The organism is Marinimicrobium sp. C6131 (genome assembly GCF_026153455.1).
GTDB lineage: Bacteria > Pseudomonadota > Gammaproteobacteria > Pseudomonadales > Cellvibrionaceae > Marinimicrobium.
In genome coordinates this window covers 1,697,486-1,721,968 of sequence record NZ_CP110629.1, presented here as the reverse complement: position 1 = coordinate 1,721,968, position 24,483 = coordinate 1,697,486, and the positions used below count along the sequence as shown (strand labels likewise).

Below are 24,483 nucleotides of genomic sequence, written 5' to 3'. Positions count from 1 at the left end.
GGCCCGCGCGGCAACTGATCCAGGAGTTTTTTGTGACCAGCAATTCCCTGCGCCATATCGCTATTATCATGGACGGCAATAACCGCTGGGCCAAGCAGCGAGGACTGTCCGGTGTGGCCGGTCATAAAGTCGGTGCCGAGCGCATCCGTGACATCATGACCGCCTGCCAGGAGCTCGGCATCGAGGTTCTGACCCTGTTCGCGTTCAGCAGCGAAAACTGGAAGCGCCCCAAGAAAGAAGTGGAAGCCTTGATGTCGCTGTTTCAATGGTATCTGAAGCAGGAGGTCAAAGAGCTCCGGAAGAAAAACGTTCGACTGCGTGTGGTGGGCAATCGCGAACGATTCAGTCCGTCATTGCAGAAAGCCATCGCCGAGGCGGAAGCGATGACCGGCCAAGGCAACACAACGCTGGTCATCGCGGCCGACTACGGCGGCCGCTGGGACATCGCCCAGGCCGCGCGACAATTGTCGGAAAAGGTTGCCGCCGGAGCCCTGGATCCGGCCGATATCGATGAGTTTACCCTGCATCGCTATACCTGTCTGGGCGATCTGCCCGATCCGGATCTGTTGATTCGCACCGGGGGTGAGGTGCGCATCAGTAACTTTCTGCTGTGGCAATCCGCCTACGCCGAGTTGTATTTCAGCAAATTGCTCTGGCCGGATTTTGGTGCCGATGAACTCAAAGCCGCCGCCGAGGATTTCTACCAACGCCAACGTCGGTTCGGGCAGACGGCCGATCAACTCGAAGCGCCGGGTCATACCGGGGAGGCAAGACATGCTTAAGCAACGAGTGATCACCGCCGTTGTATTGGCAAGCGTTTTTGTCCTCGCTCTGGTGTATTTGCCCGGCCCTCTGTTTTCCGCGTTTGCCGCGACCATTACGCTGATCGGTGCCTGGGAGTGGGCCAATCTCTCCGGTCTGTCACAGCGTTGGCAGCGCGGCGTGTACGTATTGGTGGTTGGGGGACTGCTGGCGCTGGGCGCCGTGTACCTGGGTGTCCACCAACTGCCGGAACAGGCGCTTGATAACCGTGAATTGCTGGAGAGCCAGAGCCTGGCGTTTCGCAACATCCTGATGGTGGGTTGTGTCTGGTGGGCGCTGGCCCTTTTATGGGTGCAGGGCTACCCCAGCAGTGCGTTGCTTTGGCACAGTCGCTGGATGCGCGCACTGATGGGATTTTTTGTCCTGGTGCCCGCCTGGGCGGGACTGTCCTACTTGCGCGTCCAGGACAGCGGCCTTTGGCTGCTGGTCCTGTTGGTGGCGATTGTGGCCTGTGCGGACATCGGTGGCTATTTTGCCGGGCGTCGGTGGGGGAAACATAAACTGGCCGTCAGCGTCAGCCCGGGCAAGACCTGGGAGGGTTTTGCCGGAGGTGTCGCAGCCAATACCCTGTTGGCTTTGCTGGTGGGGTATTTCTGGCAGGGCAGTGTGCTGTTCTGGCTGGCCATCATCCTGCCAACCAGCCTGGTGTCGGTGCTCGGTGATCTGCTGGAAAGTATGGTCAAACGACAGCGCGGCATCAAAGACAGTAGTGCGCTGCTGCCGGGTCACGGCGGTGTTCTGGATCGGGTCGACAGCCTGACGTCGGCCGCACCGGTGTTCGCACTCGCACTGCTGGCCGGCGGCTGGCCCCAGGGCTGAGGTCATTATGCAGCTTGTGACGATATTGGGCGCCTCCGGCTCCATCGGCAATAGCACGCTGGATGTGTTGGCCCGGCACCCCGACCGCTATCGAGTGTATGCGCTTACCGCCTTTTCCCAGTGGCGCAAGCTGGCGAATGCCTGTCTTGCGCATCGGCCTCGCTATGCCGTAGTGGTCGAACCCGCCGGAGCCGAGGCACTGCAGGCCTGGCTCAAGGCGAGGGGCAGTGAAACGGAAGTCCTGTCAGGCGTTGAGGCGTTGAACGATGTCGCTTCAGCCCCCGCTGTCGATACCGTTATGGCCGCAATTGTCGGTGCGGCGGGCCTGGTGCCCACATTGGCGGCCGTGGAGGCCGGCAAGAAAGTGTTGCTGGCCAACAAGGAGGCATTGGTCATGGCCGGAGCGCTGTTTACCCGGGCGGTCGAGCGCCATCACGCGACCTTGTTGCCTATCGACAGCGAACACAATGCGATCTTCCAGTGTCTGCCTGCCCACCCCCAGGACTGCCTGAGTGAGGGTCTGGCCAGCTGCGGAGTGCGAAAGATACTGCTGACGGCCTCAGGGGGCCCCTTTCGCGAGTACTCTAGGGAGCAGTTGGCAGCGGTCACACCCGAGCAGGCCTGCGCCCACCCGAATTGGAATATGGGGCAGAAGATATCCGTGGACTCCGCCACCCTGATGAACAAGGGGCTGGAGTTGATCGAGGCGTGCTGGTTATTTCACGCCCGGCCGGAGCAAGTTGAAGTGGTCGTTCATCCGCAGAGCGTTATTCATTCCATGGTGGAATATGTGGATGGCTCGGTCTTGGCCCAGTTGGGCAATCCGGATATGCGCACACCCATCGCTCATGCGCTGGCGTGGCCGGAGCGAATCGCTTCGGGCGTCTCCGGCCTGGATATGATCGCCACCGGCCGCCTCGACTTTGAGGCGCCCGACCTGGACCGCTTCCCCGCACTGAGGCTTGCGGTGGAGGCCGCCGCGCGGGGCGGTACGGCTCCCGCGCTGCTCAATGCGGCCAATGAGGTGGCGGTGGCGGCATTTCTCAAGCGCCAGATAGGCTTTACCGATATTCCCAAGGTGATCGAATCAGTGTTGGAGCGGGTAACTGTGACTGAACCCGAGGACCTGCTGGTGGTCCAAACCGCGGATCAGGAGGCCAGACGCCTGGCGCAATCCCTGATCGACGCACGCTGAGAGGTATTCCGTGGCTCTTGTTCAGACAATAATCTGGTTTCTGGTTGCCCTGGTCATTCTGGTGGCCGTGCATGAATTTGGGCACTTCTACGTGGCGCGCCGCTGTGGGGTGAAGGTCCTGAGATTCTCCATCGGCTTTGGCCGGGTGCTATGGCGCCGACGGGACAAACAGGGGACGGAGTACGCGCTGGCCGCCATACCACTGGGCGGTTACGTCAAAATGCTGGACGAGCGTGAAGGTGATGTCCCGGAAGAGGAGCTGCACCGGGCGTTTAACCGTAAAAATGTCTGGCAGCGCATCGCCATCGTTGCGGCGGGGCCGGTGGCCAATTTCATTCTGGCGATTTTGCTGTTCTGGCTGTTGATGATCCCCGGCACCCGGGAGCCGATTCCGATTGTTGGAGAGGTAGAGCCAGGATCTATTGCAGCGCAGGCGGGGCTTGAGGCCGGGCAGGAAATTCTGGCCGTGGATGGCGAGCCGACGCCCACCTGGCAAGCGTTGCATCAGCAGTTGCTGCGTCGTCTGGGCGAGAGCGGCACAATCCAGTTTCTGGTGAAGTACCCGGGCTCAGACCTGCAATACATGTCCCAGGCGCCACTTGATGGCTGGCTGCGGGGCGCTGAGGAGCCGGACCCGGTGGCGGGGTTGGGGCTGACACTGGATCGTCCCGAACCACAGGCCATTCTGGGACAGATTGTCCCCGGCAGTCCGGCGGAGCTTGCGGGACTGCAGTCGGGTGACCGCATTCTCAGCGTCGACGGCGAGGTCGTATCGGGTTGGTCCGAGTGGGTGGATTACGTTCGGGCACGTCCCGGAGAAGAAATTCAGATGACCGTGGAACGCGATGGCGGTCAGGCGAGTCTATCGGTGACACCGGAGACCGTTGAGGAGAATGGTGAACGCTTTGGTCGCATTGGGGTGGGTATTCAGCCTCAGCCATGGCCCGAGGACCGGATCAGGACCTATCGTTACGGGCCGGTGGAATCCTTCGTGGCCGGTGTCGACAGGACCTGGGAGACGGCCGGCTTCGTCCTGTTGTCCGTGAAAAAGCTGGTGGTGGGCGAAATCTCGACGAAAAACTTGAGTGGCCCTATCACCATTGCTAAGGTGGCCGGCGATTCCGCCGAGAGTGGTTGGAAAAGCTTTGTGGGCTTTGTCGCTCTGCTCAGTATCTTCCTTGGAGTGTTCAACCTGTTGCCGATTCCGGTGCTTGATGGTGGCCACCTGATGTACTACGCCATCGAAGTGGTCAAAGGCAGCCCGGTATCCGATCGCGCACAACAAATCGGCTACCAGATCGGACTGGTGATGGTGGTGGGGCTCATGGTACTGGCGTTCTACAACGATATTATGCGGCTTTGACCGAAACCCGGTTTCAATGCGGGATGTACAAGATTCGTGGCGGTGCCAATACTGCCGAATGCAATTGATCTCAACCGAAAAAAGAATTTTTCTATGATGCGAGTTTGGATGCGAGTGATAAGTCTGGTGGTCGCCCTATTGCTATCGGCAGTAGTTCAGGCCCAGAGTTTTCAGATCAGTGACATTCGGGTAGAGGGGTTGCAACGGGTGTCGGCCGGCACGGTGTTCAGTGCTCTGCCGTTACGGGTGGGCGATCAGGTGACCTCCGAAGATATACGGATGGCGACCCGCTCGCTGTTTCAGGTCGGCTACTTTGCCGATGTGGCCATGGGCCGCGACGGCGACGTTCTGGTGGTCAAGCTCGAGGAGCGCCCCGCGATCAACGAGATCACCATCGAGGGAAACAAGGTCATCAAAACCGAAGACCTGATGAACAGTCTTCGTGACAGCGACCTGTTCGAGGGACAGATTTTCCAGCGGGCGACCCTGGAAGGGATCAGTCAGGCGCTGGAACGGGAGTATATTGGCCAGGGCCGTTACGGGGCCTCGGTGGATATCGAAGTGGAGGACCTGCCTCGCAATCAGGTGAAAGTGACCGTCAACGTCAATGAAGGCAAGCCGGCCCGGATCAAAGGCATCAATATCGTCGGTAATGACGTTTACAGCGAGGAGGAGTTGCTCGAGGGGTTTGAGCTCAAGTCCTCAGGCTGGCTTTCATGGATTACCGGTGATGACAAATACTCCCGGGAAAAGCTGACCGGTGACATCGAAACCCTGGAGTCCTTTTACCTGGATCGCGGTTATCTGAGTTTCCGTATCGACTCCACCCAGGTGGCGCTGAGTCCGGACAAATCCAAGATCTATATTACCCTGAATGTCTCCGAAGGCGATATTTACAAGGTCAGTGAAGTGGAGCTTGCCGGTGACCTGAAGCTGCCTGAAGAGCTGGTCCGGCGGATGATCATGCTGCGCGAGGGTGACGACTTTTCCCAGATTCTGATGACCAATTCGTCAGAGTATATTACCCAGCGGCTGGGCAATGAGGGTTACACCTTCGCGGAAGTGGAGGGCATTCCCGAAAAGAACGAAGATGACAAAACTGTCAAAGTGACCTTTTTTGTCGACCCCGGGCAACGGGCCTATGTGCGTCGTATCAATTTCAAAGGCAACACCAAGACCATCGACGAAGTGTTGCGCCGGGAAATGCGGCAGATGGAGGGCGGGGCCGCCTCGAACTCCCAGATTGAACACTCGAAGATCCGTCTGGATCGTCTGGGTTTTTTCAAAGAGGTGAACGTCGAAACCAATGAAGTGCCGGGCACCAGTGATCAGGTCGATGTGGAATACACGGTCGAAGAGCAGCCCTCGGGCAGTATGGGGCTGCAAATCGGTTATGCCGAGTACAGTGGGCTGCTGCTGTCGGCGAATATTCAGCAGAACAACTGGTTCGGTACGGGTAAGCAGGTCGGGTTCTCCCTGAGCAACAGCCGCTTCCGGACCGCCTATAATTTCAGTTATAACGATCCCTATTTCACCAAAGACGGGGTGAGCCGCGGCATCAACCTTTACTACACTAAAAGTGATTACGCCAACTATGGTGTGGCCGGTTATAGCACGGACACCTATGGTGCACGATTGAGTTTTGGCTATCCGATCTCGGAAATCGAGCGCATCGGGTTCAGCTTTGAAGCTCGCGATCTGACGGTCAAGCCGTCGGCATCGTCTCCGCGAGAAATCATCCGCACCCCCATTATCGGCGAGGGGGCTCCCTACATTACCCAGAGCGAACTCGAGCAGATGCAGGAAGATATCGCCATGGGACAGGACTTTCCGGATGGTTACAGCGATAACCGGGTGACCGAGTCTGTATTGGGGGAACCCGGGTACCTGGACCTGTATGGCAATGAGTTTCAGGATGGACTGGTTGGGTTCAACTACGTCAAATCGACTCTGAATCGGGGAATGCTCGCCACCCGCGGTACCTCGCAGCGGTTTTCGATTGAAGCGGCGGTTCCGGGCGGGGATCTCGAGTACTACAAAATCCAGTTCCAGGGTGAAACCTACAAGCCCCTGACCCGTGCTCTGACCCTGAAGTTGCGCACCAACCTGGGTTTCGTGGACAGTTACGGTGATACGGAGCTACCGTTCTTCGAGCATTTTTACGCCGGTGGCTTCGGCTCGGTGCGCGGGTTCGAGCGCAACAGCCTGGGGCCGCGCTCAACGCCGGCAGAGCGCTCCTATACCGTACCGTTCGCCTGGGACGACGCCAACGGCGATGGCGTCATCTCCGACAGTGAAACCTCCTCGGGCTACTTGCTGTGTGAGGACCGGGAGGCGTTTGGTGAAAACTTCGATCTTGATGCCCTCAAATGTAACCCCGGTGAATTGGTCACTCAATACGGCGTACGCCAGAGTCAGCTAAGCAATCGCAACAGCCGCTACGATGCGTTCGGTGGCAACATCCAGATTGAGGCCGGCGCAGAGATACTGTTTCCGCTGCCCTTCATCAAGGATCAGCGTATGTTGCAGTCCAGCTTCTTTGTGGAGGCGGGTAATGTGTTCAGCACCACCTGCTCCGAACGCCAGCGCAACTGTTACGAGCCGGATATCGATCGCCTGAGCGCCTCGGCGGGCTTTGGCCTGACCTGGATTACCGGGTTTGGTCCGCTGACCTTCGCGGTGGCGCGCCCAATCAACGAAAACGAGGAAGACAAAGCGGAATTTTTCCAGTTTTCTTTGGGTGGATCCTTCTAACGCGGTATCATTGGCACCTTTTCGGGCCTTGCCCGCAGGATACGACCCCCTCGGGGGACTCAATGGCCCTGAATACAGGGCCTTTTCATTTCCTAACTTATTGATAATACAGAGGAAATTAACGTGATGTTGGCTAATGCAAAGAAAGTTGCCCTCGGTCTGGTGCTGCTCCTGGGCTCTTCCGTGGCGCTGGCGCAAGGTAAAGTCGTCGTGCTGGACCTTCAGGCCGCTGTTCTCGGCACCGAAAAAGCGCAAACGCGCCTGGAGGCCCTGGAAAAAGACGAGGATTACGTCGCTCTGCGGACCCGCTACCAGAGCCTGACCTCTGAGCTACAGGCGTTTCAGGAAGACGCCCAGAAAAACGGTATGACCTGGTCTGACGAGCAGAAACAGGCCAAGCAGCAGGAAATGCGCGAGCTGCGTGAGCAGTACGAGCGCACGGTACAGGGCCTCCAGGGAGAGCGCCAGCAGGTGATGCAGGTGATCATGCAGGAAATGGGTGAACAGACCCAGTCAGCCCTGGCGCAACTGATAGAAGCGGAGAAAATCGGTCTGGTATTGAACAGTCAAAGCGCGTTTCACGCCTCGGCAGAGTATGATATCACCGATGATCTGACTGAAATGCTGAACAAGGCCAACTGATAGAGGGCCTGAGCGTGTCACCCACCTTGACTCTGGCGGAGTTGGCGGCGTGGCTCGACGCCGACTTTGAAGGAGATGGCAACTGCCCTCTGAGCGGACTGGGGACGCTGCAGTCGGCTCTGCCGGGGCAGTTGAGCTTCATCGCCAATCCGGTTTACCGGAAATATCTGGCGAGTACCCGCGCCTCGGCCGTGATCATGCGCCCGGATCTGGCCGCAGAATACCCGGGGAACAAGCTGCTCGCCGCCAATCCCTATGAAGCCTATGCCCGGTTGACAGAGCGTTTCGATGATCGACCACTGGTCCCGGCCGGTTGCCACCCTTCGGCGGTCATTGGCGAGGGCTGTCAGCTGGCGGAGGGAGTGCGTATTGGCCCCAACGCGACACTGGGTCGGCAAGTGGTTCTGGCGGAAGGAGTGGAAATAGGGGCAGGCGCCTGTATTGGGGATGGCTGTCATATCGGCGCCGGGAGCCGAATTTCCGCCCGTGCCGTGCTCTACCACGATATTCGCATTGGTGATCGCTGCGTGATTCACAGCGGCGCCGTGATCGGCGCGGACGGGTTCGGGTTTGCCCCCACCGCCGACGGCTGGTTGAAAATCCACCAGTTGGGCAGCGTTGTGATTGGTAATGATGTTGAAATCGGTGCGGGGACGACAGTAGATCGGGGCGCTCTGGACGATACCCGAATTGCAGATGGCGTAAAAATCGACAATCAGGTCCAGATTGCCCACAACGTCTGTATCGGACGAAACACGGCAATTGCAGGACAGGCGGGTATTGCCGGGAGCACCACGGTAGGGGAGAATTGCACCATTGCCGGCGGAGTTGGCATTGTGGGGCATCTGACGATCGCCGACAGGGTGCACATTACGGCCATGAGCCTGGTCACGCATTCCCTTCACGAGCCCGGTTCCTATTCTTCCGGAACCCCACTGGCGCCCACCCGTGAGTGGCGCCGCAATGCCGTGCGTTTTAAGCAGTTGAATGAGCTGGCCACACGCCTGAAAAAGCTCGACGAATAAGTGAACCTATCGCTACCGGTAAGGTGGCGTCAGAGATAAACTGCCGGCCGACTCAGGCGGGCTATCATGAATACCCAGGGGTCGTTGACTATGATGGATGTACGAGAAATACGAGAATACCTGCCACACCGCTATCCGTTTCTTCTGGTGGATCGGGTTGTGGAGCTGGTAGAGGGCGAATCAATCGTCGCTTACAAAAACATTTCGGTCAACGAAGAGGTGTTTAACGGTCACTTTCCGCAAAGCCCGGTATTTCCCGGTGTCATGATTCTGGAAGCGTTGGCGCAGGCGTCGGGTATTCTGGGGTTCAAGACAATGAACAAAAAACCGGAGGATGGTTCCATTTACCTGTTTGCCGGCGTTGATGATGTGCGCTTCAAACGCCAGGTCATCCCCGGTGATCGCCTGACACTGGAATCCCGGGTGGTTTCTGTGAAGCGGGGTATCTGGAAGTTTGAGTGCAAAGCCACGGTCGACGGTGTTCTGGCCGCCTCCGCCAACATCCTGTGTGCGGACCGCAAGGTTTAATCGGAGCCCGGGGTGTTCTGTTTGAGCACCTCTCCACCCTCGAACTTCCCGGACAAGAGCGAGAACAGTCTTGATTCACCCCACTGCGATTATTCATTCCGATGCCCGGTTGGCGCCCGATGTCGAGGTCGGGCCCTGGACGATAATCGGTGCTGATGTCGAAATTGGCTCGGGTACGGTGATTGAGTCCCATGTCGTAATCAAGGGACCCACCCGGATTGGCGAACACAACCATATTTATCAATTCTCGACGGTGGGCGAAGCAACCCCGGATCTCAAGTATAAAGGGGAGCCCACTCGACTGGTCATCGGCGATCACAACATTATCCGGGAAGGGGTAACCATCCACCGGGGAACGGTTCAGGATCGCAGCGAGACCACCATTGGTGATCACAACCTGTTAATGGCCTACGTGCATATCGGCCACGACAGCGTGGTGGGCAACCATTGTATCCTGGTCAACAACACCGCCCTGGCGGGTCATGTCCATATTGGCGACTGGGCCATTCTGAGCGGATTTACTCTGGTGCATCAGTACTGTCATATCGGCGCGCACAGCTTTACCGGTATGGGCACCGCACTGGGTAAGGATCTGCCAGCTTACGTTATGGCCAACGGCAACCCGGCAGAAGCGAAGAGTATCAACGCCGAAGGGCTCAAGCGCCGCGGCTTTGACAAGTCGGAAGTGGCCACGATTCAGAAAGCCTTCAAAATCCTGTATCGCCGTGGTCTGACGCTCGGCGAGGCGTTGACCGAGCTCGAAGCGATGGCTGCCGATTGCGAGGCGCTCGGCGTGATGGTGGACTCTATCCGGCACTCCTCACGCGGTATTGTTCGCTAGGGCCATCCTATGGAAGCGCAGAACCACCCGACATCGACCTCATCCAGTGGCCGACTTCAGATCGGTATCGTGGTGGGTGAAGCCTCCGGCGATATTCTCGGTGCCGCGCTCATGCGGGCTCTACGTCAGCATTACCCGGATTGCGAATTCTCGGGTATCGGCGGGCCGCGTATGCTCGAGCAGGGCTTTCACTCGTTTTTTCCGATGGACCGGCTCTCGGTTATGGGTCTGATCGACCCTCTGAAACGGCTGCCGGAGCTGCTGAAAATCCGCAAGTTTCTCAAAACCCACTTTACCGAGCAGCCGCCGGCGGTGTTCATCGGCGTGGACTCTCCGGATTTCACGTTGAACATTGAGCGCCATTTGCGGGCGGCGGGCACACCGACGGTCCATTATGTCAGTCCCTCGGTATGGGCCTGGCGTCAGGGGCGGGTAAAGGGCATCGCACGCAGCGTTGACCTGATGTTGACGCTATTGCCCTTTGAAGCCGCGTTTTATGAAAAACACCAGGTCCCGGTGGCGTTCGTAGGCCACCACCTTGCAGATGAAATTCCACTGAAAATTGATTCGGCGAGTGCCCGTGCGACCTTGGGTATCAAACACAAGGGGCCTCTGGTCGCGCTGTTGCCCGGTAGCCGCAATGGTGAAGTGGAGCAGCTTGGACCACTGTTTTTAAAGGCGGCTCGACTGTGCCGCGACCAGCGACCCAATGTACAGTTCGTGATTCCGGCCGCGAGCCCCGAGCGTTACCGGCAGATCCATCACCAACTGTCCGAATTTGTAGACCTGCCGGTGCACCTTGTGCAAGGCCAATCGCAGCAGGCGATGGCGGCCGCTGATGTGGCGCTTATTTCCTCTGGGACAACGGCTCTGGAAGCCATGCTGTTGAAGACGCCGATGGTAGTGGCGTACAAAATGGCACGTCTGTCCTACGCGATTTTGTCCCGAATGCTGAAAACGGAATACGTTTCCTTACCCAATTTGCTGGCCAACCGACGTCTGGTGCCCGAGTTGATCCAGGACGATGCCACGCCTGAGTCGCTCAGCGCCGCCGTGCTGGATTATATCGACCATCCGGCGCAGACTGGGGCGTTGGTAGAGACCTTTACCGAAATGCATCGCGACCTGGCACGAAACGCCAGTGAGAAAGCGGCTGCGGCCATCGTGGAGCTACTGGAGGCCCGGTCGCGATGAGAGGTGTTCTGGAACCGTTCGAACCGGTCTACACCGGCCCCTGGCTCGCGGGCGTGGATGAGGTGGGCCGAGGCCCGCTTGCCGGTGACGTCGTGGCCGCAGCGGTGATTCTGGACCCCAGACAACCCATTGAGGGGTTGAACGACTCCAAGAAGCTTACGGAAAAGCGCCGGGAGTCGTTGTTCGCGGAGATTCAGGAAAAGGCCGCCGCCTGGTGCATCGCCCGGGCGTCGGTGGCGGAGATTGACCGGCTCAATATTTTACAGGCGAGTCTGTTGGCGATGACGCGTGCGGTGGAGGGTTTGGCGCAACAGCCGGAGTATGTTCTGGTGGACGGCAACCGCCTGCCCAAGTGGTCGTATGCGGCGGAGGCGGTGGTGAAGGGCGACAGTCGTCACCCGGCGATCAGTGCGGCGTCGATTCTGGCCAAGGTGGCGCGGGACCGTGAGATGGTGGCATTTGATAAGCAGTATCCAGGCTATGGGTTCGCGGAGCACAAGGGCTACCCGACCAAAACCCATATGGCGGCACTGGACACACTCGGCGTCACGCCCATCCACCGCACCACCTACGCCCCAATCCGCGAACGCCTGGAGCAGATTGAACTTTTTTAATACCCGGCAGATTTTATGACCACACAATTCGTCCATCTCAGATTACACACCGAATACTCCCTCTCGGACAGTCTGGTGCGCATCAAACCCCTGGTCAAACGCGTGGCCGAGCTGGGCATGCCGGCGGTGGCGGTGACCGACCAGACCAACTTCTACGGCCTGATCAAATTCTATAAAGCCGCCCAGGGCGCCGGGCTCAAACCCATCGCCGGTAGCGACTTCCTGGTGGCCAACGCCGATCCCGACGGCAAACCGACGCTGATAACCCTGTTGGCCATGAACAACAAAGGGTACAAAAACATCATCGAACTCATTTCCCGCGCCTGGCAAAAAGGCCAGCAACAGGGCATCGCCTATGTTCAGCGCGAGTGGATCAGCGAGTTGGCCGAGGGCGTCATCGCGCTCTCCGGGGGTAAGTTTGGTGACATCGGCGTGGCGCTCATTGCCAGCCGGCAAAATCAGGCCAGAGAACTGCTCAGTGGCTGGATGGCGGACTTTCCCAACCGGTTTTATCTCGAGCTGCAACGCACCGGTCGGGACAACGATGAAGACTATTTGCACGCGGCGGTAGACCTCGCGGCACAGGCGCAGTGTCCGGTGGTGGCGACCAACGATGTCCGGTTTCTTCGGCAGGACGAGTTTGAGGCGCATGAGGCGCGAGTCTGCATCAGCGAGGGCAGGGCGCTGGACGATCCCCGGCGCGAGCGCCGCTACAGCGATCAACAATACCTGCGCTCGCCCGAGGAAATGGCGGAGCTGTTCAGCGATATCCCCGAAGCGCTGGAAAACTCGGTTGAAATCGCCAAGCGTTGTAATCTGGATATTGAACTCGGCAAATACTACTTGCCGGAGTATCCCATTCCCGACGGGATGACCGAAAACGAATTTTTTGCCAAAATTTCCTACGAAGGTTTATACAAACGCCTGGAGCGCATTCTCGATCCGCAGGCAGCGGATTATGAGGAGCGTAAAAAGGCCTACGAAACCCGGTTGCAGTTCGAGCTGGATATCATCATCCAGATGGGGTTTCCCGGTTACTTCCTGATCGTAATGGACTTCATCCAGTGGGCCAAGGACCACGATATTCCGGTCGGTCCCGGTCGGGGTTCCGGTGCCGGTTCGCTGGTGGCTTACTCGCTGCAGATTACCGACCTGGACCCACTCCAGTATGACCTGCTGTTCGAACGCTTCCTGAACCCGGAGCGGGTCTCCATGCCCGACTTCGACGTCGACTTCTGCATGGACAACCGCGACCAGGTGATCGCCTACGTGGCCGACAACTATGGCCGGGATGCGGTCAGTCAGATCATTACCTTCGGTACCATGGCTGCCAAGGCGGTGGTGCGTGATGTCGCCCGGGTGCAGGGTAAGTCCTACGGTCTGGCGGACAAGCTCTCTAAAATGATTCCGGCCACGCCGGGGATGACCCTGGAAGCGGCGCTGGAACAGGAAGAGGTACTGCGCGAATTTCTTGAGACCGACGAGGAAGCCCAGGAAATCTGGGACATGGCCAAACAGCTCGAGGGGTTGGCGAGAAACGTCGGTAAGCACGCCGGTGGGGTAGTGATTGCCCCGACCAAATTGACCGATTTTGCCCCGCTGTACTGCGATGAGACCGGCGGTGGTCTGGTCACCCAGTACGACAAGAACGACGTGGAAGACGCCGGTCTGGTGAAGTTTGACTTCCTCGGGCTGCGCACCCTGACGATCATCGACTGGGCCAAGGCGATGATCGATCAACAGCGCGCCAAGGCGGGGGAGGAACCCCTGGATATCGCCGCGATTCCCCTCGACGACAAACCGACGTTCGACATGCTCAAGCGGGCGGAAACCACCGCCGTATTCCAGCTCGAATCCCGGGGTATGAAAGACCTGATCAAGCGCATGGTGCCGGAAAGCCTGGAAGAGCTGATCGCCCTGGTGGCCCTGTTCCGCCCCGGCCCGCTGGACTCGGGCATGGTGGACGACTTCATCAACCGTAAGCACGGCCGCGCGAAAGTGGCCTACCCGGATGCGCAGTATCAACACGAGCGCCTGGAACCGATTCTGAAGCCGACCTACGGCGTGATCGTGTATCAGGAACAGGTGATGCAGATCGCCCAGGAGTTGGCGGGCTACAGTCTCGGTGGCGCCGACCTGCTGCGCCGGGCCATGGGTAAGAAAAAGCCCGAGGAAATGGCCAAGCAGCGGGAGGTGTTCGCCCAGGGGGCGAAAGAGCAGGGGATTGACCCCGACCTGGCAATGAAAATTTTCGACCTGGTGGAAAAGTTCGCCGGCTACGGTTTCAACAAATCCCACTCCGCCGCGTACGCGCTGGTGTCCTATCAGACAGCCTGGTTGAAAGCGCACTACCCCGCGCACTTTATGGCGGCCACCATGTCTTCGGACATGGACAAGACCGACAAAGTGGTGACCTTCATCGAAGAATGCCGTCAGATGAAGCTGCAACTGTTGCCGCCGGATGTGAACACCGGTGAATTCCAGTTCAGCGTGGATGACGACAACAACATCATCTACGGCCTCGGCGCCATCAAGGGGCTGGGTGAAGGACCAGTGGAAAGCATCATCGCCGCGCGCAAGGATGGGCCCTTCAAGGACCTGTTTGACTTCTGCGCCCGCGTCGATCCGCGCAAGGTGAACAAGCGGGCCCTGGAAGCCCTGATCCGTTCCGGTGCCGCCGACAAGCTGGGCCCGGGCGTGGATATTGATTACGACCGCGCGGTCATGTTCGCGGCGATCAACGAGGCGGTCAAAACCGCCGAGCAGAAAGCGGCCAACCAGAGTGCCGGTATGGTGGATCTGTTTGGCGATGTGATTCCCGGCGGCGATCCGGAGGGCGATGCCTACGGCGAGTTCCACAAAGTCCGCAGCTGGAGCATGAAGGAGCGTCTGCACGGCGAGAAGGAAACGCTCGGCCTGTACCTCACCGGCCACCCGATCGATGAATACGACAGTGAACTGAACCACCTGGTCAGCTCGCGCATCATCGATCTGAAGCCCCAGAAAGAGTCCCAGACCGTGGCCGGGCTGGTGGTGGCCATGCGGGTCATGAAGACCAAGCGCGGCGACAATATGGGCTTTGTCACCCTCGATGACCGCACCGGCCGTATCGAGGTGGCGGTGTTCAGTGATGCGTTCAACGAGTATCGGGATCTACTGCTGAAAGACAGCCTGCTGGTCATCACGGGGCAGGTGAGTCACGACGATTACAGCGGTTCGCTGAAGATGCGTGCCGATCAGTTGCGGCTGTTGTCCGATATGCGTCAGGAACGGGCCCGGGAGCTGTGTCTGGCGGTGGAAGCGGGGGCTCTGTCGGCCAACTTCTCCCGGCAGTTGAGTGAGCTGCTGGATCCTTACCGGGAGGGGCGTTGCCCGATCGTGATTGACTACACGCGCCAGGGCGCTCGGGGGCAGGTGCGTCTGGGGCAGGCCTGGCAGGTCCGCCCCGAGGATGACCTGCTCCAACGCCTGCGCGACACCTACGGCCCGGAAAGCGTTCACCTGGTCTATTCGTAGTGCGTAAGGCGGCGTAGGGCGGGTAAGCGCAAAGCGCGCACCCGCCGTAACCCAAAGCCAGCCACCCGCTGTCACCTACACCGCCTCAAAGGTCGACTATTTTGACGGTTTCGCGTATCTTAGGCGCCTTTCCATCCGCGTTTATTGATCGGACGACAACACTGAGCCTGAAAAGCCGACTATGAATCTGAATTATCTGGAATTTGAACAGCCCATCGCTGAACTCGAAGGCAAAATCGAGGAATTGCAACTGGTGGGCAGCGATAACGACCTCAATATCACCGAGGAAATTGCCAAGCTGCGCGAAAAGAGCACCAAGCTCACCGAGAGCATCTACGCGCAATTGACCCCCTGGCAAGTGGTGCAGGTGGCTCGCCACCCGCACCGCCCCTATACCTCTGATTACATCAAACGCCTGTTTACCGACTGGGACGAGCTGCACGGTGATCGCCACTTCGGCGACGATCACGCCATTATCGGCGGCGTTGCCCGTCTGGATGGCAAGCCCGTCATGGTGATCGGCGAGGAAAAAGGCCGTAGCGTCCACGACAAGGTCTATCGCAATTTCGGCATGCCGCGGCCGGAAGGCTACCGCAAGGCGTTGCGTCTGATGGAAATGGCGGAACGTTTCAAGTTGCCGGTTCTGACGCTGATCGACACGCCGGGGGCCTATCCCGGCATCGACTCCGAGGAGCGGGGTATCAGCGAGTCCATTGCCCAGAATCTGGCGGTGATGTCACGCCTGCGCACCCCGATCATCTGCACCGTGATTGGCGAAGGTTCCTCCGGTGGCGCCCTGGCGATCGGGGTGGGCGATCAGCTCAATATGCTGCAGTACTCCACCTATTTCGTGATCTCCCCGGAAGGCTGCGCCAACATCATCTGGAAAACTGTGGCCAAGGCGCCCCAGGCCGCCGAGGCGATGGGTGTGACCTCCACGGTGCTGGAAGAATTGGGCATTGTGGATGAGACTATCCCGGAGCCCCTGGGCGGTGCCCACCGGGATATCGATGCCATGGCCAGTAAACTCAAAGATCGTTTGAGTGCGCAGCTCGATCGATTGGGTAAAGAACCGATCGATGACCTGCTCGAGCGTCGCTACCAGCGCCTGATGAGCTACGGCAATCCCTGATCTCGAAACCGGATGGTTTGGTCATAAAAAAACCGCTCTTTGTGAGCGGTTTTTTTATGACCTAGGCGTTCGCCAGTAATCGATCGTACTTGCGACTGAGCAGCTCGTAGAATTTCTCCCGGGTGCGGGCCACCTCTTTTTTGAACGCCGCCACCTGTTCCAGGCTGATGTCATCACGCCCGGCGTAGACCTGTTTGCGAAACTGGGCGATCTGGCTGCCGTACAGACGCAGGCTGCGCTCTAGGTTGTTTTCGCCGAGCATGAGCAGTTTGGCTTCGGCGTCTGCCAGCCCTTTGAACTCGCTCACCAACTCGGCACTGATCTGTTCCAGCTCGGCTCGGCGCTCTTTGGGCCAGCGTTTGCCAAACTGGATGGATTCGGCGGCCAGTGACGAGTATTTGGCGAAGGTGTGGGTGACCCGACCGACCTGACTGGAGATGTCCTCCAGCAGGCTGAGTTTGCGGTTTTCCTGGGGGGAGCGGGAGCCGACAATGGCGTTGCGCCGCATGACCCACCATCCGGCCACCCCGGCGATGAGTGCCCCCAGGGCGACTTTGAGGGAGGTATCCAGCAGTTCGATAAAGATCGCGCTATCCACGGTTTGAGTCCTCGAAGACAAAAACTTGACGTTATGAAGGTTTGCCTCGGATTACTGCAAAAATAGCGCCAGTTATTGATTGGCCTGTTTGCCAGGGACGTTGTAGCGGAGTGCTGCGGGTGGATATCCCCTTGCGAGACACGCCGTAAACCCATCCATGGGGGCTCATCACCCGCCATCCAGGCCGGTGACGGTCTCAAAGGGGCTCACCCTTCCGCAGCACTGCAATGCGGAGTCCCCGACTTCCAACGTGAGGGCAACATTCACCCGCCAGCAATCTTTACCGTAAACCCTTTCTTCTCAAGTGCCGGTTTCAGCTTTTCCCGGACATCGCCCTGAATCGTCACCTCGCCGTCCTTGATCGTGCCGCCCACACCGCAGAGCTTCTTCAGCTCCTTCGCCAGCGCCTTCAACTCCGCGCCGGCCAGCGGAATCCCCTTGATCAGTGTCACCGCCTTACCGCCGCGACCCTTGGTTTCACGGTGCAACCGCACAATGCCATCGCCGGCGGGTGGCGCCTCGGATTCCTCGGCTTGCGGCTTGATGCGACCCACTTCCGTCGAATACACCAGACGACTGTTTTTGCTCATCGAAACGGACCTCCCCGGGGACAAAAGCCCCATGATACCAACCTCAATGGTAGAATCCCTCCCGATTTTCGACCAAAGCCTATCGACAAGGGGATACCAGTGACATTGAACAATCTGCCGTGGCGGCTGCTGAAAGGAGCACTGTTGTTGAGCATCGGCTCGGGACTGATGGCCTGCAGTGATTCTGAACCGGGGGGTGCCCAGGCCTCGCTCAGCCCCGAGCAGCAGCGCATTGCCGAGGGTAAACGGGTGGCGCGCATGTGCGTCGGCTGTCACGGGCCTGAGGGCATCTCCCGGGTGGCTTCTTATCCGTCGATTGCCGGTTTGCCGCAGGACTACCTGGAGGAACAGCTGCATGCCTTCCGCAGCGGCGAGCGGGACAACCCCATGATGAGTTCGGTCGCACGCAATCTCAGCGATGAGGCGATTGATTCCCTCAGCCACTACTTCGCCAGCCTGCCGGGAGCCGGTGATGAGTGAGGTTCAGGGACGCTGGACGGAGCGCTGGCAGCCACTGGTAAACGCCTTTCAGGAGAATATGGCCGAGGCCGGTGAAGAGGCGGCGGCTCTGGCGGTCTACCGCTCCGGTGAGCCACTGGTCAGCCTCTGGGCGGGTGAAGCGTCACCGGGGCAGTCCTGGCAGGAGGATACCCAGGTCAACCTGTTTTCCGCCAGTAAGGGGATCGTGGCGCTGTCCATACTGCAACTGGTGGATACCCGGCAGTTGGATCTGGACAAGCCGGTGGCCCACTATTGGCCGGAATTTGCCCAACGGGGCAAAGGGGGCATTCGGGTCAGGGATCTGCTGAGCCACCGGTCAGGCTTGTCCGCGCTTCAGGATCGGGTAGCGGAGGATGACATTTTTGACTGGGATGTCATGATTGAGCGCATCGAGCGGGCCGAGCCCTGGTGGTCCCCCGGCTCGGCCCAGGGATACTCCCCGTTTCTGTTCGGTTGGGCGCTGGGGGAGTTGGTGCGTCGCATTACCGGAGCGGACCGGTTCAATGACTGGGTCGCGGACCGCATTACCCAGCCGCTCGGGCTCGGGTTGGGTTTTGGTGTCCAGGGGGAAGCGTCACTGGCGCAAGCCCGGCCACTGAAAAAGGCCCTCGGCGGTGCCAGCAACGGAGCCGACAGCCAGTCACTCGGTAAAATCATGAAAGCCGACCCGCGAGGGGTGACCAACAAAGCCTTCAGTAACCCCATGTCGCTCCTGACCGCTGCCAACACCGATCAATGGCGTCAGGCGGAGATACCCGCCGCTAATGGCCACAGCAGTGCGCTGGATCTGGCGGCTCTGTACGGCGCGCTCGCCAATCGGGGCGATCTGGGCGGGGTTCGTCTGTTATCGGAGAAGCCTCTCTCTCTGTGCCGGGAAGAGTTGAGTTTTGAGCAGGATCGGGTGCTCGGCCTGCCGCTGCGTTTCGGACACGGTTTCATGTTGTCCCAGAAGCGGGCTGACTGTCGGTTTGGCCGGGGCAGGGGCGGTTTCGGGCATCCGGGGGCGGGGGGCTGTCTGGGCTTTGCGGATCCGGACTATGGCATTGGCTTCGGCTATGTCACCGGACGAATGGGGCAGAGCCTGCTGATTGATCCCCGCCCGCAGCGCCTGATCAACGCCCTTTATGACTGCCTGGGAGAGACGCCATGAGTGACTTTGATACGTTGGAAGACCTGCAATCCCGCCTGGCGTTTCAGGAGCAGACCCTGACCGACCTCAATGAGGTGGTGGCGCGTCAGACCGAACAGATTGATCGGCTGGAGCAGCAGTTGCGGGCACTGGCCGGCAAGTATCGGGATTTGAGGGATGCAGTGGAGCAGTCGCCGGGGGAGGAGGGCGGTCTGGCCGATGAGCGTCCGCCGCATTACTGACGATTTTTCGGATGGATGGTGGTTTTTGACGATAGGCGTTGACGTGAGCGCTCATTCACCGGGCGTTTTTCGTCTACACTTGGGTCACCCACTATTATCTCGAAAAAAGAGTCGACCTTCAGAACATGCGGCAGGGAAACCCCGGTCAGTCCAGCGCCACTGCTCTACCCGGCACGCTTTCCGATCCTGAATTGGTGGGTTCGGCCCTCTGTGCGTCGGATATCGCTCTGTGGGAGCTGTCACTGGATGAGCGGACGCTGACACTTTCTGACTCCATTTATCGCTGGGTGCCGGAGCTGGGCGAAATTGCCGATGAGACGCAATTGCTGGCCCTGATGCCCCCGGCGGATCAATATCTGTTTCAGCAGACATTTTCCCGGAATCGCCAGGGCGGTGGGCCGGCCTCGTGCGAAGTCTGTCTGGCCGGTCTGGCCAGCCAGCCGAGGCTGCGCTTTATCGGTCGTCGGTACCGGACGGAATCGGGGCACGACTACTGCGTGGGGGCGGTGGTCAGCAGTCAGCACTGGCTGGCCAACCCGGGGCCCGAATACGTCCAGAGTCTGTTGTCCCGCCTGTTTGCCGAGAGCCCGATAGCCAGTTTTGTCACCGATCCGGACGGGGTGATGCTGGAGTGCAATCACGCCCTGGAGGCGCTCCTGCAGCTTACACCTCGCCAGAGTACCGCCGGAATCGGTCGGTATCGGGTCTTGCACGATCGGGTGTTGCAGGCGCGGCCGGACCTGTTGAGTCGGGTACGCCGGGTTTTCCAGCGGGGCGAGATTCAGTGCTTTGATCTTGATTATCCCCTGGGCAATGTTCATCGCAATGCGCTGTTCGTGGATCAGCGGGTTCCGCTCAGAGTCAGCTTCCTGCCCATGCGGGACCGTCACGGTGAGGTGACCCGGGTGTTGATCCAGTGTCAGGATCGCAGTGGTGAGCAGAGCGCCCATCAGGAGTTGCAGCACCGGGACCAGTTGCTCTACAGCCTGATCAACAATTCCCACAACCTGGTCTCAATCAAATCTCTGGACGGCAAATACCTGCTGGTCAACGACAGTTTTGCTCGCTGGGTCGGTCGCGATGCCGATGAACTGTGTGGGCAGTCCGACGCAGATCTGTTCCCCGGTCCGGTCGCGGAACGGCTGCGGGCGCAGGAGCAAGCATTGCTGTCGGGCACTCTGCCGTCGGAGGTGGAGGAGGTTTTGCCGGGCCCTGACGGGCGCCAGTATACGTTTGTCTGTGTGCGATTCCCGATTGAAGGGCCGGACGGTGCCCGCCGGGGGATCGGTCAGATCATGACCGATATTACCCGTCAGAAAGCCATTGAGCACAGCCTGCAGAGCCAGCGCCAGGAACTGAGGCTATTGCTGGACTCCATGCGCGCCGGTATTGGCTACTTTGACCGCTGGGGGCTGGTGAAGGACTTCAATGAACTGGCCCGGGCGTTACTCGGGCCAGCGTTACAGGTGGGCAAAAGTTTTCTCGAGGTTGCCCCGCACTGGGATAGCCCGGAAGAGCGTCAGCGGGAGCTGATGCAGGTGGTGCGCTCCGGTGAGGCCCAACTGACCTCAATCGAAAGTGCGCAGAATGAGGGTGAGCGACACTGGTTTTCGGTCGACAAAATTCCGACCAAAAATAATCAGGGGTATGTCAATGGCGTGCTCCTGGTGGTCAATGACATTACCGACAGTGTCCAGCGCGAGCGGGCATTGTCCCAGAGTGAAGCGCGTTATCGGGCGTTTATTGCCAACAGTTCAGAGGCGATCTGGCGTTATGACATGTTGCCGCCTGTGTCCGTCGATCTGACCCCGGGCGAGCAAGAGGCCGCGATTGTCCGCAATGCGCGTCTCGCAGAGGGAAACCGCGTCCTGGCGCAGATCATGGGAGCGCCCTCGGTTGATTCATTGTTGGGAACCGGCCTGCGGGAGACGGGCTCAAGCCGTTATCGCTTTGATGTAAAGCAGTTCATCGGCAACGGCTATCAACTCATAGACTATGAAATTGCCCGACGGGATCCGCGCGGTCGGGGTGACATACACTTTCAGATTTCCTGTGTTGGCGAAGTCGAGAACGGACATCTGTGTCGTGTCTGGGGAACCAGCAAAGATATCACCGCACGCAAGCGCTATGAAGAAAAACTGGAATACCAGGCAACGCATGACGCCTTGACCCGCTTACCCAATCGGACGCGTCTTTATCGGGAGATGGAACGTTGGCTGAAGCAGGCCGATGGACGCAAGGCGGCGTTGTTGCTGATCGACCTGGATCGCTTCAAGGAAATCAACGATACCCTGGGTCACTCGGTGGGGGACCAACTGTTGAGTCAGATCGGCCCGCGACTGAGTAGCGAAATGGCGGATACCCCGGGCGTGGTCGCCCGCCTGGGCGGCGATGAGTTTGCCATTTTTCTTCCGGACATCCGCCATCATCGACAGGCGTTGGTGTTCGGTCATCGGGTTCTGGATGCCTTGCGCAATGAGTTTGTCATTGAAGGCTACACCACCGAGATCAGCGCCAGTATCGGCATTTCGATGAGTCCGGATCAGGCCAGCGATGTCAGTACCCTGATGCGCTATGCGGATGTCGCCATGTACTGCGCCAAATCGGAAATGACCGGTGTGGCCCTGTACGACGGTGAAAAAGACCCGCATTCTCCTCAGCGACTGTCATTGATCAACGAGCTCGGGCGGGCCATTCGGGAGGACCAGTTGTGTCTGCATTTTCAGCCGAAAATCGAACTGGACGGCCAGCGGTGTTTCGGACTGGAGGCGCTGTTGCGCTGGCAGCATCCGGCGCTGGGCATGATTTCCCCGGCGGAGTTTATTCCCATCGCCGAAGCCACCAATCTGATACACCCCTTGACGAACTGGGTGTTGAAGCAAAGCATAAGGGCCTGTTGTGACTGGCATGACGCGGGATTCCCGCTCAGTGTGGCGGTCAACCTGTCGGCGCGGAATCTGATGGACGACACTCTGCCCCGGCAAGTGGAGTTGCTGCTGAAGGAGTATGGATTGCCACACTGGGCCCTTGAACTGGAAATCACCGAAAGCTCGATCATGACCGATCCGCGCCGTGCGATGACCAATCTGGAGCGTCTGCATGCGCTGGGAATCTGTCTGAGTATCGACGACTTCGGAACCGGCTATTCATCCCTGGCATACCTGAAGCGTTTGCCCGTACAGACCCTGAAAATTGACTTCTCATTTGTCCGGCAGATGCTGGATGACGAGCAGGATGAAATTATTGTCAAATCCACCATCCACCTGGCGCACAATCTGGGGCTGAACGTGGTGGCCGAAGGCGTCGAGTCCGAGGCCCTGTTGCGCCGACTGCAGGACCTCGAATGCGATCTTGCCCAGGGGTTCCATATCGGCCGCCCTATGCCAGAGACGGCATTGCAATCCTGGCTCACGGATTCCCGGTGGGTCGAGCGTCCTCGCAGTTCCCGCCGCAACTGATCAATGGGCCCGAGTCGTATTACAGAATGCGCGCCGCCGTCCGCTGCATTTCCTCAACCTGCTTGATGCGCTCTCTGAGCAGGATCCGTGTGTGGGTACTGTCATCATCGGTGCGTTTGAGCGCATTCTGCAGTTGCTGAAGCGCCTGGCTGTAAGCGCCGACCTGAATGAAGTATTCGGCGCGGGCTTCATGGACCTGTTGAATATCGCCGGCCAGACCGCTGACTTCCGCCAACCAGTACCAGACCGCGGGATCATCCCGGCGCTGGCGGGAGAAGCGATTGAGCAACTGGGTGCTCTGCTCGAACCGGTTGGCTTTCATCAGGGCCAAGGCGTAGCGCATGGTGACCGCGTAATGGTCCGGTTGCGCCCGGTGCAGTGCGCTCAGGCGTTCAAGTGCCGCGTCATGAGCGCCCCGTTCAGTGTCCAGTTCCGCTGCCAGCAATTGGTAAGTCAGGCGATCGGGATCGTCTTCCAGCAGGGGGGCCATCGTCGCTTCGGCCGCGTCGAACTGACCGGCCCGAACCTGCGCCAGGGCCAGACCGTAACGGCTCGCCGCAAGCGGTTCCCGCTTTGCATCCAGCTCGCTCTGAAACAGTTGTACGGCTCTCTGTGCAGACTGTTCGTGTTCTATGCGGGTACGGGCCCTCATCAGGTGGTATTCCAGGTTAACCGCTGATTCCGGGCGGGGCAGGTTCATGGCGCGATTCCGGGTATCCGCAATCCGACGCTCGGTGACCGGGTGGGTCAACAGAAATTCCGGGGGGCGCTCGGTGTAACGGGTGGCCCGGAGCATGATTTCGAAGATGTCGCTGGCCGCGTTGGGATCCAGCCCGGCCCGGGCCATGGTCTGCATACCCAGGCGGTCGGCCTCCTGCTCAAACTGCCGGCTGAAGCGCAATTGGGCGTCCAGAGCCGCGGCCTGGGTGCTCATCATGGCGGCGATGCCGGCGTCGGAACCGGATGTGGCCGCCAAAATCAGGCTGCCCAGCAGGGCGGCATAGTAGGGGACGCTCATCTGTTGCTGTTGCTGCAGGCGCCGGGCATAGTGGCGCTGACTCAAGTGAGCCAGTTCGTGGGCGAGTACCGAGGCCAACTGGTGTTCATTTTCGGCGTAGTTGAGCAAACCGGTGTTGACCCCGATAATGCCCCCCGGAGCGGCAAAGGCATTGATGGTGGGGTTTTCGATGACGACCAGTTGCAGGCTGGGGTCTTCCAGTTCGCTGTGCACCGCAAGCCGGTTCAGCAAGTCTTCCAGATATTGGACTACCTGGTAATCGGAGGACGTGGGCATCTGACTGCGGTACAATCGCAGCACTTCACGGCCCAGTTGCTGCTCCTGGTGGGGGGAACTGATCGCCGAACTGGTATCGCCGAGTACCGGCAACTGCAGCTCACGGTTCGCACTGGCGGTGCCTGATATCAGCATCAGACTCAAGACAAGGGTAACAGCATGTTTCACGTCGACTCAGACTCCGGTGTTCTTCCTGTTGCGCACAGTGTAGCCTCGGCCGCCCCCG

Annotated in this window: 20 protein-coding genes; 17 read left to right on the top strand and 3 right to left on the bottom strand. The window is 59.2% G+C overall.

Features of this window, described 5'->3' with window-relative positions:
- Positions 1-32 precede the first annotated feature (32 nt).
- The 13 genes from uppS (at position 33) to OOT55_RS07240 (ending at position 16,445) form a co-directional block, all read left to right on the top strand.
- Entirely contained in the window at positions 33-782 is a 750-nt protein-coding gene (gene uppS / locus OOT55_RS07300; RefSeq protein ID WP_265368450.1) for a polyprenyl diphosphate synthase, read from the top strand.
- Complete coding sequence (locus OOT55_RS07295) at positions 775-1,641, top strand: phosphatidate cytidylyltransferase (protein WP_265368449.1); 867 nt, start codon at positions 775-777, stop codon at positions 1,639-1,641. The genes uppS and OOT55_RS07295 overlap by 8 nt, the downstream gene beginning before the upstream one ends.
- A 7-nt stretch (positions 1,642-1,648) precedes the next feature.
- Positions 1,649-2,836, top strand: coding sequence for a 1-deoxy-D-xylulose-5-phosphate reductoisomerase (gene ispC / locus OOT55_RS07290; protein WP_265368448.1), 1,188 nt, complete (start codon positions 1,649-1,651; stop codon positions 2,834-2,836).
- Positions 2,837-2,846: 10 nt separating this feature from the next.
- The gene (rseP, locus tag OOT55_RS07285) at positions 2,847-4,199 is read left to right on the top strand and encodes a sigma E protease regulator RseP (protein WP_265368447.1); all 1,353 of its coding nucleotides are present in this window, start codon (positions 2,847-2,849) and stop codon (positions 4,197-4,199) included.
- Positions 4,200-4,307: 108 nt separating this feature from the next.
- A complete protein-coding gene (bamA, locus tag OOT55_RS07280; protein ID WP_265368446.1) occupies positions 4,308-6,953 on the top strand; it encodes an outer membrane protein assembly factor BamA in 2,646 nt (881 codons plus the stop codon).
- Between the two features lie 126 nt (positions 6,954-7,079).
- Positions 7,080-7,595, top strand: coding sequence for an OmpH family outer membrane protein (locus OOT55_RS07275; protein WP_265368445.1), 516 nt, complete (start codon positions 7,080-7,082; stop codon positions 7,593-7,595).
- A 14-nt stretch (positions 7,596-7,609) separates the two neighbouring features.
- The gene (gene lpxD, locus OOT55_RS07270) at positions 7,610-8,620 is read left to right on the top strand and encodes a UDP-3-O-(3-hydroxymyristoyl)glucosamine N-acyltransferase (protein WP_265368444.1); all 1,011 of its coding nucleotides are present in this window, start codon (positions 7,610-7,612) and stop codon (positions 8,618-8,620) included.
- 90 nt (positions 8,621-8,710) lie between these two features.
- Positions 8,711-9,148 (top strand): 3-hydroxyacyl-ACP dehydratase FabZ, encoded by a 438-nt coding sequence (fabZ, locus tag OOT55_RS07265; RefSeq protein ID WP_024460588.1) that lies wholly within the window; start codon positions 8,711-8,713, stop codon positions 9,146-9,148.
- A gap of 70 nt (positions 9,149-9,218) precedes the next feature.
- Complete coding sequence (gene lpxA, locus OOT55_RS07260) at positions 9,219-9,989, top strand: acyl-ACP--UDP-N-acetylglucosamine O-acyltransferase (RefSeq protein WP_265368443.1); 771 nt, start codon at positions 9,219-9,221, stop codon at positions 9,987-9,989.
- 9 nt (positions 9,990-9,998) lie between these two features.
- Positions 9,999-11,183, top strand: a complete 1,185-nt coding sequence (gene lpxB, locus OOT55_RS07255) for a lipid-A-disaccharide synthase (RefSeq protein ID WP_265368442.1) — start codon at positions 9,999-10,001, stop codon at positions 11,181-11,183.
- Complete coding sequence (gene rnhB / locus OOT55_RS07250; protein ID WP_265368441.1) at positions 11,180-11,797, top strand: ribonuclease HII; 618 nt, start codon at positions 11,180-11,182, stop codon at positions 11,795-11,797. Before lpxB ends, rnhB begins: the two co-directional genes overlap by 4 nt.
- Positions 11,798-11,812: 15 nt before the next feature.
- Entirely contained in the window at positions 11,813-15,313 is a 3,501-nt protein-coding gene (dnaE, locus tag OOT55_RS07245) for a DNA polymerase III subunit alpha (protein ID WP_265368440.1), read from the top strand.
- 181 nt (positions 15,314-15,494) lie between these two features.
- The gene (locus OOT55_RS07240) at positions 15,495-16,445 is read left to right on the top strand and encodes an acetyl-CoA carboxylase carboxyltransferase subunit alpha (RefSeq protein WP_265368439.1); all 951 of its coding nucleotides are present in this window, start codon (positions 15,495-15,497) and stop codon (positions 16,443-16,445) included.
- A 61-nt stretch (positions 16,446-16,506) separates the two neighbouring features.
- On the opposite strand, the gene OOT55_RS07235 is transcribed toward OOT55_RS07240, so the two are convergent.
- Both OOT55_RS07235 and yciH read right to left on the bottom strand, forming a co-directional pair.
- Entirely contained in the window at positions 16,507-17,043 is a 537-nt protein-coding gene (locus OOT55_RS07235; RefSeq protein WP_265368438.1) for an energy transducer TonB, read from the bottom strand.
- 263 nt (positions 17,044-17,306) lie between these two features.
- Complete coding sequence (yciH, locus tag OOT55_RS07230) at positions 17,307-17,633, bottom strand: stress response translation initiation inhibitor YciH (RefSeq protein ID WP_265368437.1); 327 nt, start codon at positions 17,631-17,633, stop codon at positions 17,307-17,309.
- Positions 17,634-17,732: 99 nt separating this feature from the next.
- Here yciH and OOT55_RS07225 point away from each other — a divergent pair, with 99 nt between their 5' ends.
- The 4 genes from OOT55_RS07225 (at position 17,733) to OOT55_RS07210 (ending at position 22,963) form a co-directional block, all read left to right on the top strand.
- Positions 17,733-18,113, top strand: coding sequence for a c-type cytochrome (locus OOT55_RS07225; RefSeq protein WP_265368436.1), 381 nt, complete (start codon positions 17,733-17,735; stop codon positions 18,111-18,113).
- Complete coding sequence (locus OOT55_RS07220) at positions 18,106-19,284, top strand: serine hydrolase domain-containing protein (RefSeq protein ID WP_265368435.1); 1,179 nt, start codon at positions 18,106-18,108, stop codon at positions 19,282-19,284. The genes OOT55_RS07225 and OOT55_RS07220 overlap by 8 nt, the downstream gene beginning before the upstream one ends.
- Positions 19,281-19,505 carry a SlyX family protein gene (locus OOT55_RS07215; RefSeq protein WP_265368434.1) on the top strand — a complete coding sequence of 75 codons (225 nt, stop codon included), beginning with the start codon at positions 19,281-19,283 and terminating at the stop codon, positions 19,503-19,505. Before OOT55_RS07220 ends, OOT55_RS07215 begins: the two co-directional genes overlap by 4 nt.
- 125 nt (positions 19,506-19,630) lie before the next feature.
- Positions 19,631-22,963, top strand: coding sequence for an EAL domain-containing protein (locus tag OOT55_RS07210; protein WP_265368433.1), 3,333 nt, complete (start codon positions 19,631-19,633; stop codon positions 22,961-22,963).
- Between the two features lie 19 nt (positions 22,964-22,982).
- Here the strand turns inward: OOT55_RS07210 and OOT55_RS07205 are convergent, their stop codons facing one another.
- Positions 22,983-24,425, bottom strand: coding sequence for a M48 family metalloprotease (locus OOT55_RS07205; RefSeq protein WP_265368432.1), 1,443 nt, complete (start codon positions 24,423-24,425; stop codon positions 22,983-22,985).
- Between the last annotated feature and the right edge of the window lie 58 nt (positions 24,426-24,483).

Excerpts from the sequence above, each read along its gene's own strand:
- OOT55_RS07295 (WP_265368449.1), top strand. The coding sequence starts at position 775 with ATGCTTAAGCAACGAGTGATCACCGCCGTTGTATTGGCAAGCGTTTTT.
- ispC (WP_265368448.1), top strand. The coding sequence starts at position 1,649 with ATGCAGCTTGTGACGATATTGGGCGCCTCCGGCTCCATCGGCAATAGC.
- bamA (WP_265368446.1), top strand. The coding sequence starts at position 4,308 with ATGCGAGTGATAAGTCTGGTGGTCGCCCTATTGCTATCGGCAGTAGTT.
- OOT55_RS07275 (WP_265368445.1), top strand. The coding sequence starts at position 7,080 with ATGTTGGCTAATGCAAAGAAAGTTGCCCTCGGTCTGGTGCTGCTCCTG.
- fabZ (WP_024460588.1), top strand. The coding sequence starts at position 8,711 with ATGATGGATGTACGAGAAATACGAGAATACCTGCCACACCGCTATCCG.
- lpxB (WP_265368442.1), top strand. The coding sequence starts at position 9,999 with ATGGAAGCGCAGAACCACCCGACATCGACCTCATCCAGTGGCCGACTT.
- rnhB (WP_265368441.1), top strand. The coding sequence starts at position 11,180 with ATGAGAGGTGTTCTGGAACCGTTCGAACCGGTCTACACCGGCCCCTGG.
- dnaE (WP_265368440.1), top strand. The coding sequence starts at position 11,813 with ATGACCACACAATTCGTCCATCTCAGATTACACACCGAATACTCCCTC.
- OOT55_RS07240 (WP_265368439.1), top strand. The coding sequence starts at position 15,495 with ATGAATCTGAATTATCTGGAATTTGAACAGCCCATCGCTGAACTCGAA.
- yciH (WP_265368437.1), bottom strand. The coding sequence starts at position 17,633 with ATGAGCAAAAACAGTCGTCTGGTGTATTCGACGGAAGTGGGTCGCATC.
- OOT55_RS07220 (WP_265368435.1), top strand. The coding sequence starts at position 18,106 with ATGAGTGAGGTTCAGGGACGCTGGACGGAGCGCTGGCAGCCACTGGTA.
- OOT55_RS07215 (WP_265368434.1), top strand. The coding sequence starts at position 19,281 with ATGAGTGACTTTGATACGTTGGAAGACCTGCAATCCCGCCTGGCGTTT.
- OOT55_RS07210 (WP_265368433.1), top strand. The coding sequence starts at position 19,631 with ATGCGGCAGGGAAACCCCGGTCAGTCCAGCGCCACTGCTCTACCCGGC.